This is a genomic window from Pseudomonas sp. B40(2017), assembly GCF_002112855.1.
GTDB classification, from domain to species: Bacteria; Pseudomonadota; Gammaproteobacteria; order Pseudomonadales; family Pseudomonadaceae; genus Aquipseudomonas; species Aquipseudomonas pharyngis.
The window spans coordinates 631,350-648,143 of sequence record NZ_NEIT01000004.1 but is presented as its reverse complement, the minus strand read 5'-3'; the positions used below and the strand labels follow the sequence as shown (position 1 = coordinate 648,143).

Genomic DNA, 16,794 nt, shown 5'->3' with positions numbered 1-16,794 from the left:
GTATGGGATTTGATTATGAACTCCGTTTTTATTGTCGACGATCACCCGGTCATCCGCCTCGCCGTTCGAATGCTGCTGGAGCATGAAGGTTATAAAGTCGTCGGAGAAACCGATAACGGTGTCGATGCCATGCAGATGATTCGCGAATGCATGCCCGACCTGATCGTTCTCGACATCAGCATTCCCAAGCTCGATGGCCTGGAAGTCCTGGCCCGCTTCAACGCCATGAGCTCGCCATTCAAGACACTGGTACTGACTGCGCAATGCCCGACCCTGTTCGGCATTCGCTGTATGCAGTCGGGTGCATCGGGTTACGTGTGCAAGCAGGAAGACCTGAGTGAACTGGTCAGTGCGATCAAAGCGGTCCTTTCCGGTTACAACTACTTTCCAAGCCAGGCTTTGAACCCTGTTCGTCATGATGACGTGCGTTATGCCGAGCTGGAACTTTTCAAATCAGTCAATGATCGGGAACTCATGGTTTTGCAACTTTTCGCCCAAGGCCGCACAAACAAGGAAATTGCCAAAGGCATGTTTCTCAGCAACAAAACAGTAAGCACTTATAAAAAACGACTGATGCAAAAACTGAAGGCCAAGTCTCTCGTAGAACTTATCGAAATGGCCAAACGTAACGCACTCGTGTGAGAGCCAACATGCCCAGCCGTTTAGTGAGTCTCCTGATTGCATTGAGTGCATGCCTGGGTTTCTGCACCTCTGCAACAGCCGCATCACCCACCTCGCAAGATTTCACCCTGCTCGGTCGCTCGAGCGAACCGACGGTGCAGGCCTTGTTCGATCCATCGCAAGTGGCGTGGCTGCACACTCGCAATGAGCTGGTTCTGGGGACTTCCGCGCCAGACTATCCTCCCTTCGACATGACGGCCAGCGGACAAGACTACGAAGGCTACACGGCGGATTACGCAGTACTGATTGGTCAGGCGACCGGTCTGCCGATCAGGGTCAAACGCTTCGCCACGCGGGAGGTCGCCATACGGGCATTGATCGACGGCCAGATCGACATGATCGGCACTGCCAACGGATTCGAGGCAGGAAACGCCGAAATAGTACTGTCCAGGCCTTACGCCATCGATCAACCGGTCCTTGTGACACGTGAGGGCGAAACCCGCACGCTGACCGAAGGTCTGGCAGGCCTGCGACTCAGCATGCTGTATCACTACCTGCCGCTGGATGATGTCAAGGCCATGTATCCCAAGGCCCTCATCACCTCTTATCCGTCCTACCAGAACGCAATCAACGCAGTCGCGTTCGACCAGGCGGACGTGTTTCTCGGCGACACCATTTCCACCCACTACATGATCAACAAGGGTTACCTGAACAACATCCGCATGGCCAGTTTCGGCAAGCATGAGGCTCACGGTTTCAGCTTCGCCGTACATCGCAACAATCCACAGCTGCTCGCCATCATCAATACTGCGCTAAAGGCCGTGCCGGGCAGCGAGCGCGAAAATATCGCCAAACGGTGGAGCGTGGGCAGCGACGTACTTCTGACCGACCAGAGGCTGCAACTGACCAAACGTGAAGAGCAGTGGCTGAAAAAACATCCGGTGCTGAGCGTGGTCGTCAACGAGGCTTTCGCGCCCCTGACGTTTTTTGACAGTGACGGCAACTTTCGCGGCATCAGCGCCGACTTGCTGGAACTCATCCGTCTGCGCACCGGACTGCGCTTCGAAATCCGTCGCAGCCGCAGCGACGCCGAAATGGTCAAGCAGGTCGAACACCACCAGGCTGACCTGATCGCAGCCTTGCTCCCTACTGCCCAGCGCGAGGAAACCCTGAAGTTCAGTCGTCCCTACCTGGAAAATTCATACGTACTGCTGACCCGAAAAGCCGCCGACAGCCCTACTCACCTGGGTCAACTCAAACGCAAGCGCCTGGCGATTGCTCAGGGCAATCCGATGATCGAATACCTGCGCAGCGAGTTTCCACGCATCCATCTGATCGAAACGCCGGACACCTTCAGTGCAGTGGCGCTGCTCGACGAAGGTCAGGTCGAAGGCGCAGTGAATTCCCTCGTCATCGCAAACTACTTCATTGCCTCGCGAACCTTCGAACATCCCCTGCAGATCACCACCACCATCGGCACCCGGCAGGCAGCGTTCTCTCTGGCGACTGCCCGGGACAACACGGAACTGGGCTCGATCATCGACAAGACGCTGATGAGCATCACACCCGAAGAACTGGGCATCATCAATGGTCGCTGGCGGGGCTACTCAAACATTTCGCAAGGCACCTGGCATCAATACCAGCGTTTCTTCTTTCAGTTGATCGGCGGCGCCTGCCTGCTGTTGTTGCTGTCGTTGCTCTGGAATGCCTACATGCGGCGCCAGATCAAACAACGCAAATCGGCCGAACGGGCCTTGAACGACCAACTGGAGTTCATGGGTTCACTGGTCAACGGGACGCCCCACCCAATCTACGTGCGTGACCGACAGGGCCTGCTGCAAAGCTGCAATGACAGTTATCTTCAGGCCTTCAATGCCCGGCGCGAAGACGTCATCGGCAAAGATGTCATGCAGGGAGCACTGAACAACGCTTTCGAGGCACAGGCGTATCAGGCCGACTATCAGCGGGTAGTGACCGAAGGCAAACCACTGGTGCTCGACCGGCCGTTGCATATAGGCAACCGACGACTGACGATCTATCACTGGATCCTGCCGTACCGGGACTCCAGCGGCGAAGTCCAGGGGATCATCGGCGGCTGGATCGACATCAGTGAACGCCGCGAACTGCTCGATGAACTTCGCGCGGCCAAGGAACGGGCAGACGAAGCCAACCGGGCCAAGAGTACGTTTCTGGCAACCATGAGTCACGAGATCCGCACGCCGATGAACGCAGTGATCGGCATGCTCGAGCTGACGCTCAAACGCATGGATCATACCCACCCGGACCGCTCCGGCATCGAAACGGCCTACCATTCGGCCAGGGATCTGCTGGGCCTGATCGGTGACATTCTGGACATTGCCCGCATCGAATCCGGGCGACTGAGCCTGAATCCCGAGCGAATCAACCTGATCGACACCGTGGGTTCGGTGGTGCGAATCTTCGAAGGGCTCGCCCGGCAGAAACAGCTGTCACTGACAGTGTCCGTCTCGCCTCCTGAACTGAATGTCGATGTGGAACTCGATCCTCTGCGCTTCAAACAGGTGCTGTCGAACCTGATCAGCAATGCGATCAAGTTCACCGAGGCAGGACAGGTCAGAATCACTCTGGATGTTCTGCCCACGGATGATAGCGAAGGCTCGATGGTGCAGCTGACCGTACAGGACAGTGGCATCGGGATCACGACGCAGGATCAGTTGCGGTTATTCGAACCTTTTGCCCAGGCCGGCCAGGATGGGCAACGAACCGTCAGCGGCGCGGGGCTCGGGCTGGTCATCAGCCGCAACCTGTGCGAAATGATGGGTGGAAAACTGCGATTGAGCAGCCTGCCCGGAATTGGCACCCAGGTTCGGGTATCGCTACCGGTGACCATTCTGCCTGCACAAGTGGCGAGAGCTGAAGATGAACCACAGATTCAGACATCCCTGATTCCGTTGACGGTTCTGGTGGTCGATGACCATCCGGCCAATCGACTGCTGATGTGCCAGCAACTGGAATACCTCGGCCATCGATTCTGTATCGCCGAAGATGGCCAGCGCGGGCTGGAACAATGGAAGAACGGCGAATTCGATCTGGTCATCGCCGATTGCAACATGCCCGTCATGAACGGTTATGAGCTGACCCGGGCGATTCGTCAGCACGAAAAGCTTACCAGTCGCCCGGCCTGCACAGTGCTGGGATTCACCGCCAATGCCCAGCCGGAAGAGATCCTGCGCTGCAAACAGGCAGGCATGAACGAATGCCTGTTCAAACCCCTGAGCCTCAACAGCCTGAGCCAATGGGTCAACGGTGTTCAGCCGCTATTTCGTGCACCGGCGTTCAACTTGCAGGGGCTGGCGCAGCTGACCGGTGACAACCCCTCGCAAACCCACCGACTGCTGGCAGAACTGCTCAACAGCAGTCGCCTCGATCGGCAGGAGTTACAAGCACTGTCCCTCACCCGGGATCCCTCCGCGCTGGCCGTCATCGCACACAAGATCAAAGGTGCCGCACGCATTGCCCAGGCCTCGCGTCTGATCGACTGCTGTGATGCGCTTGAGCAGGCTTGTCTGCAAGCACTGCCGTGGGAAGAAATCGAGCGTCATTGCCAGGCCAGTCGCCTCGCTATCCTGGAACTGGAGCAGGCACTGGAACAGCAACTGGCGCGGATCGCCAAAAGCAAAATGGCCGGGGCTTAACTATGCTTGAAGGCTGAGCAGTGTGCTTAACCTACACGGAGAGTCTGCAATGCCCAGCCCACTGCGCCCGGAAAGACGCCGGTTTCCGCTGCATGTACACATCAGCGTCATGTTCACCTTTCTGCTGTTGCTCACCGGGGTGGTGCTGGGCTTGTTCAACTACCACCAGACCACACACATCATTCTGTCGAGCAGTGAAAAGCTGTTCAGCCGGATCGAACAGGATGTACGTCTCGACCTGCAGGCCACTTATGCACCGATCCGGCACCTGCTGAGCCTGCTGGCAGAGACCCCCGCCGCCGGATCTTTCAACCTCGAATCGCGCATGGCGCTGCTCAAGCCGTTCAGTCAATCCCTGACGAACAACCCGGATCTGGCCTCGCTGTATCTGGGTTATGGCAATGGCGATTTTTTCATGGTTCGTCCGTTGCGCACGTCAGCGCTGAAAACCCTGCTCAAGGCACCGGACGCAGCAGCGTTTCAAGTCTGGAGCATCGAACATGACGCCAGCGGTCAGACACATTCACAATCACTGTTCTTCGACCAGGCACTGTCCCTGGTCGGCCGACAGGACCACCCCGATGATCCTTATGATCCTCGCAGCCGGGCGTGGTACATCAACGCACGGCAGCAGGCCGAACAGATCACCACCGAACCCTACGTCTTTTTCTCCACCCACAACGTTGGCACGACGCTGGCCCGACGCAGCGGCGAGTACGCCGTGATCGGCGCCGACCTGACCCTTGATGCACTCTCCGCGACCCTGATCAAACACGTGGTGACACCGGCCACGGAAATCGTCCTGTTCGACGCCGACGGCAACGCCGTGGCTTACCCCGACAGCCGCCGGCTGATCGTCGATGACCGCACGGCGCGCCTGGCCAAGGCTGCCGATTTGAGCCCCGCCTTGCACACCTTGTTGTCCGGGCACCAGGGCAATCGGCTCGAAGTAGACGGCCGACAATGGATCGTCGCCCGCAGCCAGCTGCAGGAAGGCGGACCGAAAGGTTTACAGATGGCTTTACTGGTGCCCGAAGACGAACTGCTGGTCGATGCCTATCGCCTGCGCTGGCAAGGAGCGCTCATCACGCTGGCTACCTTGCTGCTATGTCTGCCGCTGGGCTGGCTGATCTCGCGGGTGCTGGTGACGCCCTTGCATGCCTTGGTCAAGGAAGCCGATGCAATTCGCAGCTTCGACTTCAATTTCCCGGTGACCCGCCGATCGCTGGTGCTGGAGATTGACCAGTTGAGCCTGTCGATGGCTCGCATGAAAGACACCCTGGCCAGCTTCTTTCGCATCACTGACAGCCTGACCGCCGAAACCCGCTTCGACCCGCTGCTGCAACGGGTACTGTTCGAGACAGTGCAGATCGCCCAGGCCCAGGCGGGGCTGATTTATCTGCGTGAAAACGATGGCAATCGCATGGAGCCCTACGGCCTGGTGGTCGCAGACTCGTCTCAACCGTTGGCGACATTCGATCTGCAAAGCCGCAGTCTAGAAGCCTCGCAAAGCCCCGAATGGTTCCGGCAACTGGCCAACGCCGACACGGTCGTGAGCAACCTGGGTTTCGAACAGGCCACCGACCTGCAGAAAGTGCTGCTGGCCATGGGTTCGCCGAGGGTGCATTTGGTTGGAATCCGTCTGCATAACCGGCACAACGAAACCGTCGGCGTGCTGGTGCTGTTGATCAACGATGGCGGCACGCCGAGTGACCTGGAAAAACTCCGGCCAGATCGCATCGCCTTTCTGCAAGCGGTGTCCGGGGCGGCCGCGGTGAGTATCGAGAGTCAACGCCTGCAAGCCAGACAGAAACAACTGCTGGATGCGTTCATTCAACTGCTGGCCGGCGCCATTGATGCCAAGAGTCCTTATACCGGCGGGCATTGCCAGCGCGTGCCGGAACTGACCCTGATGCTCGCCCGTGCCGCTGCAGCCAGTCAGGCCCCGGCCTTCAGCGATTACCAGCCGAGCGAAGACGAATGGGAAGCCTTGCACATCGCTGCATGGCTGCACGACTGCGGCAAGGTCACGACCCCGGAATACGTGGTCGACAAAGCCACCAAGCTGGAGACCCTGAACGATCGCCTTCACGAAATCCGCACCCGCTTCGAAGTGCTCAAGCGCGACGCCTGGATCAACTATTGGCAAGCCCTGGCGTTGGGCGGTGAAGAACAGCAACTGGCCGGTCTACGCGAGGCCACCCTGAAAGCACTGGATGATGATTTTGCGTTCGTCGCCCGCTGCAATCTGGGCAGTGAAACCATGCTCGAGGTTGACCTGCAACGTCTGCAAGGCATCGCGCAACGCACCTGGACGCGCACGCTGGATGATCGCTTGGGCCTGTCATGGGAGGAGAACCGGCGTCAGGCACGCACCCCGGCACCGACCCTGCCGGTCACCGAACCGCTGCTGGCGGACAAGCCCGAACATCTGCTGGAGCGCGCCGAAAGCGAGCTGATCCCGGAAGACAATCCGTGGGGTTTCAAACTCGACGTGCCGCCCTACAAATACAATCGCGGCGAGCTGTACAACCTCTGCATCCCCCGGGGCACCCTGACCCGCGAAGAACGCTACATCATCAACCACCACATGGTGCAGACGATCCTGATGCTCAGCCACCTGCCCTTCCCCGGACACCTGAACAGCGTCGCGGAAATCGCCGGCGGGCATCACGAAAAAATGGACGGCACCGGTTATCCCAAGCGCCTGAAGCGCGAAGACATGAGCCTGCCGGCGCGCATGATGGCGATTGCCGATATTTTCGAAGCGCTGACCGCCGCCGATCGCCCGTACAAAAAGGCCAAGTCCCTGAGCGAAGCACTGGGGATCATGGCCACCATGTGCCGCGACGCGCACATCGATGCCGAGCTGTTCGAGCTGTTCATTCGCGATGGCGTGTATCTGCAATACGCCACGCGTTTTCTCGATCCACGGCAGATCGATGCCGTGGACCCGGCGGCCGTGCTGCTCAAGGCAGGCCTGACGACGTGATCAGCAATCGGTCAGACGCAGGAAGATCGCCGCCAGTTGTTCGATACCGGTCTGATCGTCCGTACCAAAACGCGCGAGCTTCGGGCTGTCGAGGTCGAGCACACCGATCAGGCGACCGTCCTTGACCAACGGGACCACCAGTTCGCTGTTCGACGCGCTGTCGCAGGCGATATGGCCGGGGAACGCATGAACGTCTTCGACCCGCTGCGTCTGCAGGCTGGCAGCCGCCGCGCCGCAAACGCCCCGACCGAACGGAATGCGCACGCAGGCGATCTGGCCCTGGAACGGGCCGAGCACCAGCTCTTCATTGCGATTGAGGTAGAAACCGGCCCAGTTCAGGTCATCGAGCTGGTTGAACAGGAACGCCGAAAACTGCGCGGCGTTGGCGATGAAATCGCGCTCGTCCGCCAGCAGCGACTCCAGTTGCGCGGCCAACATGCCATAGCCTTCGAGGCCCTGGCCGCTCTGCTGCAAATCAATCATGCCTTGTGCTCCAACAATTTCAGTCCCACCCAATAACGGGCGAATTGGTAGGCGCAACGTCCGTTGCGGTTGCCGCGGCCGGTTGCCCAGCGCACGGCGAGGATGTCCAGTTGTTCGTCGCGTTCCCAGCTCAGGCCGGCCTTGGCGGCCAACTGGCCGATCCAGTGCTCGACGACGTTGAGGAAATGTTCCTGGGTAAACGGATAGAACGACAGCCACAGGCCGAAGCGATCCGACAGCGCGATCTTGTCTTCCACCGCTTCGCTCGGATGCAGTTCGCCATCGACGCGCTTCCAGTTTTCGTTGTCGCTTTCCTTCTCCGGCACCAGATGGCGGCGGTTGGAGGTGGCGTACAACAACACGTTGTCCGGCGCCTGTTCGAGGGAGCCGTCCAGCACACTTTTCAGCACGCGGTAGTCGCCTTCGCCGGACTCGAACGACAGGTCATCGCAGAACAGCACAAAACGCTGCGGCAGCTTGGCGATCTGCTCCACCACCCGTGGCAGGTCCGCCAGGTGATCACGCTCGATTTCGATCAGACGCAAACCGGCCTTGGCGTGTTCAGCCAGCAACGCGCGCACCAGCGACGATTTACCGGTACCGCGCGACCCCCACAGCAGCGCATGGTTGGCCGGCATGCCGTCGAGAAATTGCTGAGTGTTGCGGCCCAGTTGCTCCAGCTGCCGGTCGACGCCGATCAGGTCCGACAGGCGCATGTCGAGGCTGACTTCCAGCGGCAGCAGATAACCGCTGCGACCGTCACGTTGCCAGCGAGCGGCAAGGCAGGTGCCCCAATCGATGACCGGGCGTGGCGCCGGCAGCAGTGGTTCGATCCGCGCCAGAACCGACTCGGCGCGCTCAAGAAAAGCATTCAATCGGGAATCCACGTCTTCTCCTCGGGCTCGTTCACAGTAATGATGGCGGTGCAGCGACGACAGACAGCGTTCGAAACCTGTCCCAGGCCTTGTTACAAGGCGCTTCGGGAACCCCGGAATCCGTGCATGATCGACTATGCTTGAGCAGCGAAGGGAAACGGAAGTGGTTCAACACCCCATGGATATCAAATTCACCCACCGGCTGTCGTACAAACAGGCCCGGCTTACCGTGCTGGTCGGGTTCATTCTGGGCACGCTGCTCAGCCTGCTGCAAATCGGCATCGATTATGCCAGTGAAGACGCGTCCATCAACCGTGAAATCCTGTCGTTGCTGGAAATCAGCCATAACCCGGCCTCGCGCATCGCCTACAACATCGACGCCGAACTGGCGCAAGAACTGACCCTGGGCCTGCTGCGCTCGCCAGCGATCATCTCGGCGCAACTGACCGACAACAATCAGACGGTGCTGGCCAACGTCAAACGGCCGGAGCTGCAAAGCGGCTACCGGATGATCAGCGACTTCCTGTTCGGCGCCAAACGTCAGTTTGAAGACCGCCTCTATCTCGATCACTTGCCCAACGAATCCCTAGGCACCCTGAAACTGGAAGTCGACACCTACGCGTTCGGCAGCCGCTTCCTGCGCCGTGCCGAGGTCACGTTGCTCAACGGCTTCGCCCGCAGCCTGATTCTCACCGGAATTCTGCTCGCGCTGTTCTATGTGATGCTGACCAAACCGCTGGTACGGGTAATCCGCGAACTCAGCGGTCGCGACCCGCGCAGCGCCGAGCCGACCACCCTGGAATGTCCAGCCGGGCATGCCAATGACGAGATCGGCGTGCTGGTCAAGGTCGCCAACCAGCAGTTCGAGAACATCGCCACGGAAATCCAGCAGCGACGCAATGCGGAAAACCGCCTCACTGAATACCTCGCACAACTCGAAGACATCGTGTCGGCGCGTACCGCAGAGCTCAAGGCGATCAATGCACGACTAAGCCAGTCCAACCAGGAGCTTGAAGTGGCTCGCAGTACGGCGCTGGACATGGCCGAAGCACGCTCGGCATTTCTCGCCAACATGAGCCACGAGATCCGCACTCCGCTCAACGGCCTGCTGGGGATGATCGCCCTCTCGCTCGACGGCCCGCTGAATGCCGAACAGCAGCAGCAACTGTCCATCGCCCACGACTCGGGCAAAGTGCTGGTGGAGCTGCTCAACGACATTCTCGACCTGTCCAAATTCGATGCAGGGCAACTTGAACTCGAACACATTCCCTTCGATCTCGGTTCACTGATCGAAGACACCGCCAACCTGCTGTCACAGAACGCGGCACCGAGCGTCGAGCTGACATGCCTGATCGATCCATACTTTCCGGCGCTGGTGCTCGGCGATCCGACCCGGGTCAGGCAGATCGTCAGCAACCTGCTGTCCAATGCGCTGAAATTCACCCGCTTCGGTCGGGTCGATGTGCGTCTGTCCACCTGGAAGGACGGCGTTCGAATCGAAGTCTGCGACACCGGCATCGGTATCGCCCAGGAAGCCCAGGTGAAGATTTTCCAGCCGTTCACCCAGGCGGGGGCCGGCATCACTCGTCAGTACGGCGGCACCGGGCTCGGTCTGGCGCTGACCTACAACCTGTGCGACGCCATGCAGGGACGTCTGACGATCAGTTCCGAAGTGGGTTTCGGCAGCCAGTTCTGCGCCGAACTGCCACTGCCCTGCCACACCCGCGCGGTGATTCCGCCACCGTTGCACGGCAAGGTGCTGGCGATCACCAACGCGGTCAGCGGGCTGGCGGAACTGCTGGAAAGCCTGCTGCCGGTCTGGGGGCTGACCTACGAGCAGCGAACCCTCGACGATCCGCTGCTCGGTCTGTCCCCCGACGTCATCATCACCGATTGCCCCGAATGCCTGTTCGGCCTGCGCCCGGTGATGACGGCGCCGATTCTGCTGGTGACCGCCTACGGCAGCTTCTTGCCGGGTGAAGAAGCCGCGGCCCTCGCCCCGTTGCAGCAGCAGGCCCGACCGCTGGCTCGCAACGCGCTGTATCAGAATCTGCGTCGGACGCTGTTGCCGGACCTCACCACCATCGACCGTGCACGCCTTGAGAGCGTGCCGTCGCAGCGGCGCGGTCGGGTGCTGCTGGTGGAAGACAACCCGGTCAACCAGTTGGTGGCCAAGGGCATGCTGGGCAAACTGGGGTGCGATGTCGTGGTTGCCGCCCATGGAGTGGAGGCACTGGATCAGCTGGAACACGACGAGTTCGATCTGGTGCTGATGGACTGCAACATGCCAGTGATGGACGGCTACGAAGCCAGCCGCCAGATCCGCCAGAGCGGTCGCTGGCCGCACTTGCCGATTGTCGCCCTGACCGCCAACGCGATGTCCGAGGAACGGGAGCGCTGCCGGGCGGCGGGCATGAGCGACTACCTGGCCAAGCCGTTTCGCCGTGAAGAGCTGGCGGCGCTGCTGGATCAGTGGATACCAACTACGACAACGCTTTGATCTGGCCCAGCAGGTGATCGAGTCCCTCACGCAACTCGTTGAGCCGGTCCAGATCCAGCCCGCTCTCGCACAACAGCTGCGCCTTCAATGGCCCGACCTGTTCACGCAGCGCCTGCCCTTGTGGAGTAAGGCTCAGATGAACCTCGCGCTCGTCACGGGCCGAGCGTTGACGCTGAACCAGTTCAAGTTGCTCCAGACGCTTTAGCAGCGGCGTCAGCGTTCCTGAGTCCAGTGCCAACCGCTCACCCAGCGCCTTGACGGTCGGTTGCTCCGGCGCGGTTTGCTGCCATTCCCACAACACCAGCATCGCCAGATATTGCGGGTAGGTCAGGCCAAGCCGATCAAGCATCGGCTTGTAGCCACGGATCACCGCCCGCGATGCGGCATACAACTTGAAGCACAGTTGGCTGTCGAGCCTCAGCGAATCGGCGGACAGGTTGTTCATTTGAGCAGGGCTTCGATCTCGCGGCTCAAATCCTGCGGCTTGGTGGCCGGGGCGAAACGCTTGACCAACTGGCCGTCCTTGCCGATCAGGAATTTGGTGAAGTTCCACTTGATGCCCTGGGAGCCCAGCACGCCCGGCGCGCGTTTCTTCAATTGCACAAACAGCGGGTGCGCACCGGTCCCATTGACTTCGATCTTCTTGAACAGCGGGAAGCTGACGCCGTAGTTCAGTTCGCAGAACTCGCTGATGGCGCCCTCGTTGCCCGGCTCCTGCTTGCCGAACTGGTTGCACGGGAAGCCCAGCACCACCAGGCCCTGATCCTTGTAGGTCTGCCACAGCTCCTCAAGGCCTTTGTACTGCGGCGTGAAACCGCATTTGCTGGCGGTATTGACCACCAGAACCGCCTTGCCGGCGAAATCGGCGAGGGTCTTCTGCTCGCCCTTGATGGTGGTGCACGGAATGTTCAGCAGGTTATCGCTCATGGTGCGCACTCTTGAGAAATGGGTAGACGGCAAAAATAGCGAGCAATTGAATTGTGTGCAATTTAATTATCCGAAAGGCGACCCGAGGATCGCCCGTATCGGTTATTCGCGCGGCACCAGGTCCAGGCACACCGAGTTGATGCAGTAACGCAGGCCGGTCGGCGGCGGACCGTCCGGGAACACGTGGCCAAGGTGTGCATCGCACTTGGCGCATTTCACTTCGGTGCGGATCATGCCGTGGCTGGTGTCACGGATTTCGGTCATCGCGTTGTCGCCGATCGGCGCGTAGAAGCTTGGCCAGCCGCAACCTGAGTCGAATTTGGTCCTGGAGTCGAACAGCGGCTCATTGCAGCAGATGCAGTGGTAGACGCCATCGGTCTTGGTGGCGTTGTACTTGCCGGAGAACGGCCGCTCGGTGGCGCTCAGGCGGCACACGTTGAACTGCTCGGGGTCGAGCATCGCCCGCCATTCTTCCAGGGTCTTTTCAATCTTTTCCATCATCACACCTCAGCGGCTGAAAAAGCCCGATCTGTACCTTTTCCACGGATCGGGCGGCACGTATGATTGCGCCTCGTCACACGCCAGTCTGGCAGCGGGTTCCTGCGCATTCAAACGGATTGTTGGAAACCGCCGCTCGAGACACTTGCCTGTGTGAAGACGCAGGATTCCCAGCACGGTTGTCCACCCGCCGCCTGGATCGTTCATTTTCGGGATCACATCGCCATGCAGTTCAGCAAATCGAACAAGCTCGCCAACGTCTGCTACGACATTCGCGGCCCGGTGCTCAAGCACGCCAAACGCCTGGAAGAGGAAGGCCATCGCATCCTCAAGCTGAACATCGGCAATCCGGCACCCTTTGGTTTCGAGGCGCCGGACGAAATTCTCCAGGATGTGATCCGCAACCTGCCGACCGCCCAGGGCTACAGCGATTCCAAAGGCCTGTTCAGCGCGCGCAAGGCGGTGATGCAGTACTACCAGCAGAAGCAGGTCGAAGGTGTCGGCATCGAAGACATCTACCTGGGCAACGGCGTGTCCGAGCTGATCGTAATGTCGTTGCAAGCGCTGCTCAACAACGGTGACGAAGTGCTGGTGCCGGCGCCGGACTACCCGCTGTGGACCGCTGCCGTGAGCCTGGCCGGTGGTAACGCGGTGCATTACCTGTGCGACGAAGGCGCCGACTGGTTCCCGGACCTGGCCGACATCAAGGCGAAAATCACCCCGAACACCAAGGCGATGGTGATCATCAACCCGAACAACCCGACTGGCGCGGTGTATTCGAAGGAAGTGCTGCTGGGCATGCTCGAGCTGGCCCGTCAGCACAACCTGGTGGTGTTCTCCGACGAGATCTACGACAAGATCCTCTACGACGACGCCGTGCACATCTGCACCGCATCCCTGGCCCCGGACCTGCTGTGCCTGACCTTCAACGGTCTGTCCAAATCATATCGCGTGGCCGGTTTCCGCTCCGGCTGGATCGCCATCTCCGGGCCGAAACACAACGCTCACAGCTACATCGAAGGCATCGACATGCTGGCCAATATGCGCCTGTGCGCCAACGTGCCAAGCCAGCATGCGATCCAGACCGCCTTGGGCGGCTATCAGAGCATCAACGATCTGGTACTGCCGCAAGGCCGTTTGCTGGAGCAACGTAACCGCACCTGGGAGTTGCTCAACGACATCCCCGGCGTGAGCTGCGTGAAGCCGATGGGCGCGCTGTACGCATTCCCGAAGATTGACCCGAAAGTCTGCCCGATCCATAACGACGAAAAATTCGTGCTCGATCTGCTGCTCTCCGAGAAGCTGCTGGTGGTGCAAGGTACGGCGTTCAATTGGCCGTGGCCTGACCACTTCCGTGTGGTGACCCTGCCGCGGGTCGATGACCTGGACATGGCCATCGGTCGCATCGGCAACTTCCTCAAGTCCTACCGCCAGTAACCGGCGCTCGGTGCGCAACGGCCCGAACGTTGCGCACTGTCTGATTCAGCAACACTTCTGCTGCGCCCCTCCTCCAGCACCTTCTACACTTGCGATTCATACCAATCATGCGTGCCTGACGCAATCAGGGCGGGTGGTGCGTGCCTGTCATCCATAGCGATTTCACCGGTGGGAAATGTCCCATGGCAGGGCGAATCCGGTGTAGGACACAGTTTGAAATAGTCACTCGGTTGAATCGCCAGGTGCCGCACCTTATATACCCCGCAGTACGCTACATCTTTAGCTTGAGGAGATTTCTACAACCATGATGCGCATTCTGCTGTTTTTGGCCACTAACCTGGCGGTCGTGCTGATAGCCAGCATCACCTTGAGCCTTTTCGGGTTCAACGGGTTCATGGCGGCCAACGGGGTTGATCTCAACCTCAATCAGCTGCTGGTTTTCTGTGCAGTCTTTGGTTTCGCCGGTTCCCTGTTCTCGCTGTTCATCTCCAAGTGGATGGCGAAGATGAGCACCAGCACCCAGATCATCACCCAGCCACGTACTCGCCACGAACAATGGCTGCTGCAAACCGTCGAGCAACTGTCCCGGGAAGCCGGGATCAAGATGCCCGAAGTCGGGATTTTCCCGGCCTATGAAGCCAACGCCTTCGCCACCGGCTGGAACAAGAACGACGCACTGGTCGCGGTCAGCCAGGGCTTGCTCGAGCGTTTCAAGGAAGATGAAGTGCGGGCCGTGCTGGCCCACGAGATCGGCCACGTGGCCAACGGCGACATGGTCACCCTGGCGCTGATCCAGGGCGTCGTGAACACCTTCGTGATGTTCTTCGCGCGGATCATCGGCAACTTCGTCGACAAGGTGATTTTCAAGAACGAAGAAGGCCAGGGCATGGCCTACTACATCGCGACCATCTTCGCCGAGCTGGTGCTGGGCATTCTGGCCAGCGCAATCGTGATGTGGTTCTCGCGCAAACGCGAGTTCCGTGCCGACGATGCCGGCGCCCGCCTGGCCGGTACGGGGGCGATGATCAACGCCTTGCAACGCTTGCGCGCCGAACAGGGCCTGCCGGTGCACATGCCTGACACCCTGAATGCCTTCGGCATCAACGGCGGTATCAAACAGGGGTTTGCTCGCATGTTCATGAGCCACCCGCCGCTGGAAGAGCGTATCGACGCCCTGCGTCGTCGCGGTTGATCAAACCGGCGCACCAACCAAAAGGCCCGCAGTGATGCGGGCCTTTTTTTGCCTGTCGATTACTCCCCGCAAATCCGGTAAACCCGCTCTTCCAGCCGAGTTACGCCGGCTTGTACGAACTTCCAGCTGTCACCGAGCACATCCTGCTCCTCCAGCATCTCGACACGCCAGGTACTGCCCAGCAAACGCTGCACTTCGGCATCGTCTACGGAAAATGGCGGCCCTGCCATCTGTGACTGATCGTAATCCAGCGTCACCAACAGCCCTCGGCATGTCGGCAAAAGACCCTGCAAGTGCGCCGCATAACGCTCGCGCATCGCTTGCGGCAAGGCAATCACTGCCGCACGGTCATACAGCGCGGTGCAACCCGCCACGTCAGCCGCAGTCAGCGAAAAAAAATCCCCGCACCACAACTCGATCGCGTCAGCGCGATAAACCTTGAAGTCGCCCTGCTCGCTCACCTGCGGCTGCAATTGCTGCTCACGGAAGAAGTCTTCCACGGCCTTCTCCGACAGCTCGACGCCGAGCACCCGATGCCCACGCCCGGCAAGCCACAGCAGATCCAGGCTTTTCCCACACAACGGCACCAACACACGCGCCTGCGCCGGGATGGCCAGATCGGGCCAGTGCCGCTGCAAATACGGGTTCACCTCCGGCTGGTGAAAGCCGATCTGGTTCGATTCCCACTTCTTGTGCCAAAACTCCGGCTGCATGCATCCTCCTAAGAATTCGATCAAAAGGCGTTAAAACTTATATTGGAATTAGATCAATGAACTGACTGAAGATGAACCATCTTAACGCTCAGGAACCCTTCCATGTTTCCCAGCCTGTTTATCTCCCACGGTTCGCCCATGCTGGCACTTGAGCCCGGCGCCAGCGGCCCGGCCCTGACCCGGTTGGCGGCCGAACTGCCACGCCCGAAAGCCATCGTGATCGTTTCCGCCCACTGGGAAAGCCATGAGCTGCTGGTCAGCAGCCATCCGCAACCGGAAACCTGGCACGACTTCGGCGGTTTCCCCCGCGCGCTGTTTGAAGTGCAGTATCCGGCCCCGGGCGATCCGCAACTGGCTCGTGAGGTTGCCGATCTGCTGACCGCCAACGACCTGCCGGCACGCCTCGATCCACAACGACCGTTCGATCACGGTGTGTGGGTGCCGCTGTCGCTGATGTACCCGCAGGCTGACATCCCGGTGGTGCAGGTTTCCCTACCGAGTCGTGGCGGTCCGGCGCTGCAGAACCGCGTCGGCCAGGCGCTGACCAGGCTGCGCGAACAGGGCATTCTGTTGATCGGCTCCGGCAGCATCACCCACAACCTACGAGAACTGGACTGGCGCGCCGGCCCGGAGAGTGTCGAGCCGTGGGCCCGGGATTTCCGCGACTGGATAGTCGACAAACTGGCCGCCAACGACGAAGCCGCCCTGCACGATTACCGCCAGCAGGCACCGAACGCAGCACGCAACCATCCAAGCGACGAGCACCTGTTGCCGCTGTACTTCGCCCGAGGTGCCGGCGGTGATTTCAGCATTGCCCATCAAGGTTTCACCATGGGCGCGCTGGGCATGGACATCTACCGCTTCGGCTGATGCCCAAATCGC

The 16,794-nt window shown here is 60.0% G+C and carries 13 protein-coding genes; 7 read left to right on the top strand and 6 right to left on the bottom strand.

Annotated features, from left to right (window positions below; genetic code table 11):
- The first annotated feature begins 15 nt into the window (after window positions 1-15).
- The 3 genes from CAF76_RS13750 to CAF76_RS13740 are packed head-to-tail and all read left to right on the top strand — an operon-like array spanning window position 16 to window position 7,287.
- Window positions 16-642, top strand: coding sequence for a response regulator transcription factor (locus tag CAF76_RS13750; protein WP_064598296.1), 627 nt, complete (start codon window positions 16-18; stop codon window positions 640-642).
- A gap of 8 nt (window positions 643-650) precedes the next feature.
- Window positions 651-4,295: a transporter substrate-binding domain-containing protein gene (locus CAF76_RS13745; RefSeq protein WP_085647574.1), complete on the top strand. Its 3,645-nt coding sequence runs from the start codon at window positions 651-653 to the stop codon at window positions 4,293-4,295.
- A gap of 49 nt (window positions 4,296-4,344) precedes the next feature.
- Window positions 4,345-7,287 (top strand): HD domain-containing phosphohydrolase, encoded by a 2,943-nt coding sequence (locus CAF76_RS13740; RefSeq protein WP_085647573.1) that lies wholly within the window; start codon window positions 4,345-4,347, stop codon window positions 7,285-7,287.
- Here CAF76_RS13740 and CAF76_RS13735 read toward each other — a convergent pair whose 3' ends face one another.
- Both CAF76_RS13735 and CAF76_RS13730 read right to left on the bottom strand, forming a co-directional pair.
- Window positions 7,288-7,770 (bottom strand): GAF domain-containing protein, encoded by a 483-nt coding sequence (locus CAF76_RS13735; protein ID WP_085647572.1) that lies wholly within the window; start codon window positions 7,768-7,770, stop codon window positions 7,288-7,290.
- Window positions 7,767-8,657, bottom strand: coding sequence for an ATP-binding protein (locus CAF76_RS13730; RefSeq protein WP_007955716.1), 891 nt, complete (start codon window positions 8,655-8,657; stop codon window positions 7,767-7,769). Before CAF76_RS13730 ends, CAF76_RS13735 begins: the two co-directional genes overlap by 4 nt.
- Before the next feature lie 124 nt (window positions 8,658-8,781).
- On the opposite strand from CAF76_RS13730, the gene CAF76_RS13725 reads away from it, so the two are divergent.
- Window positions 8,782-11,145, top strand: coding sequence for a response regulator (locus tag CAF76_RS13725; protein WP_371857909.1), 2,364 nt, complete (start codon window positions 8,782-8,784; stop codon window positions 11,143-11,145).
- Here CAF76_RS13725 and CAF76_RS13720 read toward each other — a convergent pair.
- The 3 genes from CAF76_RS13720 to msrB form a co-directional block, all read right to left on the bottom strand.
- Window positions 11,129-11,590: a MarR family winged helix-turn-helix transcriptional regulator gene (locus CAF76_RS13720; protein WP_064598306.1), complete on the bottom strand. Its 462-nt coding sequence runs from the start codon at window positions 11,588-11,590 to the stop codon at window positions 11,129-11,131. The genes CAF76_RS13725 and CAF76_RS13720 overlap by 17 nt on opposite strands.
- Window positions 11,587-12,072 (bottom strand): glutathione peroxidase, encoded by a 486-nt coding sequence (locus CAF76_RS13715; protein ID WP_011335290.1) that lies wholly within the window; start codon window positions 12,070-12,072, stop codon window positions 11,587-11,589. The genes CAF76_RS13720 and CAF76_RS13715 overlap by 4 nt, the downstream gene beginning before the upstream one ends.
- Before the next feature lie 102 nt (window positions 12,073-12,174).
- Window positions 12,175-12,570, bottom strand: a complete 396-nt coding sequence (gene msrB, locus CAF76_RS13710; protein ID WP_064598308.1) for a peptide-methionine (R)-S-oxide reductase MsrB — start codon at window positions 12,568-12,570, stop codon at window positions 12,175-12,177.
- A gap of 225 nt (window positions 12,571-12,795) precedes the next feature.
- On the opposite strand from msrB, the gene CAF76_RS13705 reads away from it, so the two are divergent.
- Window positions 12,796-14,007 (top strand): pyridoxal phosphate-dependent aminotransferase, encoded by a 1,212-nt coding sequence (locus tag CAF76_RS13705; protein ID WP_007955711.1) that lies wholly within the window; start codon window positions 12,796-12,798, stop codon window positions 14,005-14,007.
- Between the two features lie 304 nt (window positions 14,008-14,311).
- The gene (htpX, locus tag CAF76_RS13700) at window positions 14,312-15,199 is read left to right on the top strand and encodes a protease HtpX (protein ID WP_064598312.1); all 888 of its coding nucleotides are present in this window, start codon (window positions 14,312-14,314) and stop codon (window positions 15,197-15,199) included.
- Window positions 15,200-15,258: 59 nt separating this feature from the next.
- Here the strand turns inward: htpX and CAF76_RS13695 are convergent, their stop codons facing one another.
- Entirely contained in the window at window positions 15,259-15,912 is a 654-nt protein-coding gene (locus tag CAF76_RS13695) for a thiopurine S-methyltransferase (protein WP_064598314.1), read from the bottom strand.
- Between the two features lie 102 nt (window positions 15,913-16,014).
- Between CAF76_RS13695 and CAF76_RS13690 the strand changes: the two genes are divergently transcribed.
- Window positions 16,015-16,782 carry a class III extradiol ring-cleavage dioxygenase gene (locus tag CAF76_RS13690; protein WP_085647570.1) on the top strand — a complete coding sequence of 256 codons (768 nt, stop codon included), beginning with the start codon at window positions 16,015-16,017 and terminating at the stop codon, window positions 16,780-16,782.
- Window positions 16,783-16,794: the final 12 nt, after the last annotated feature.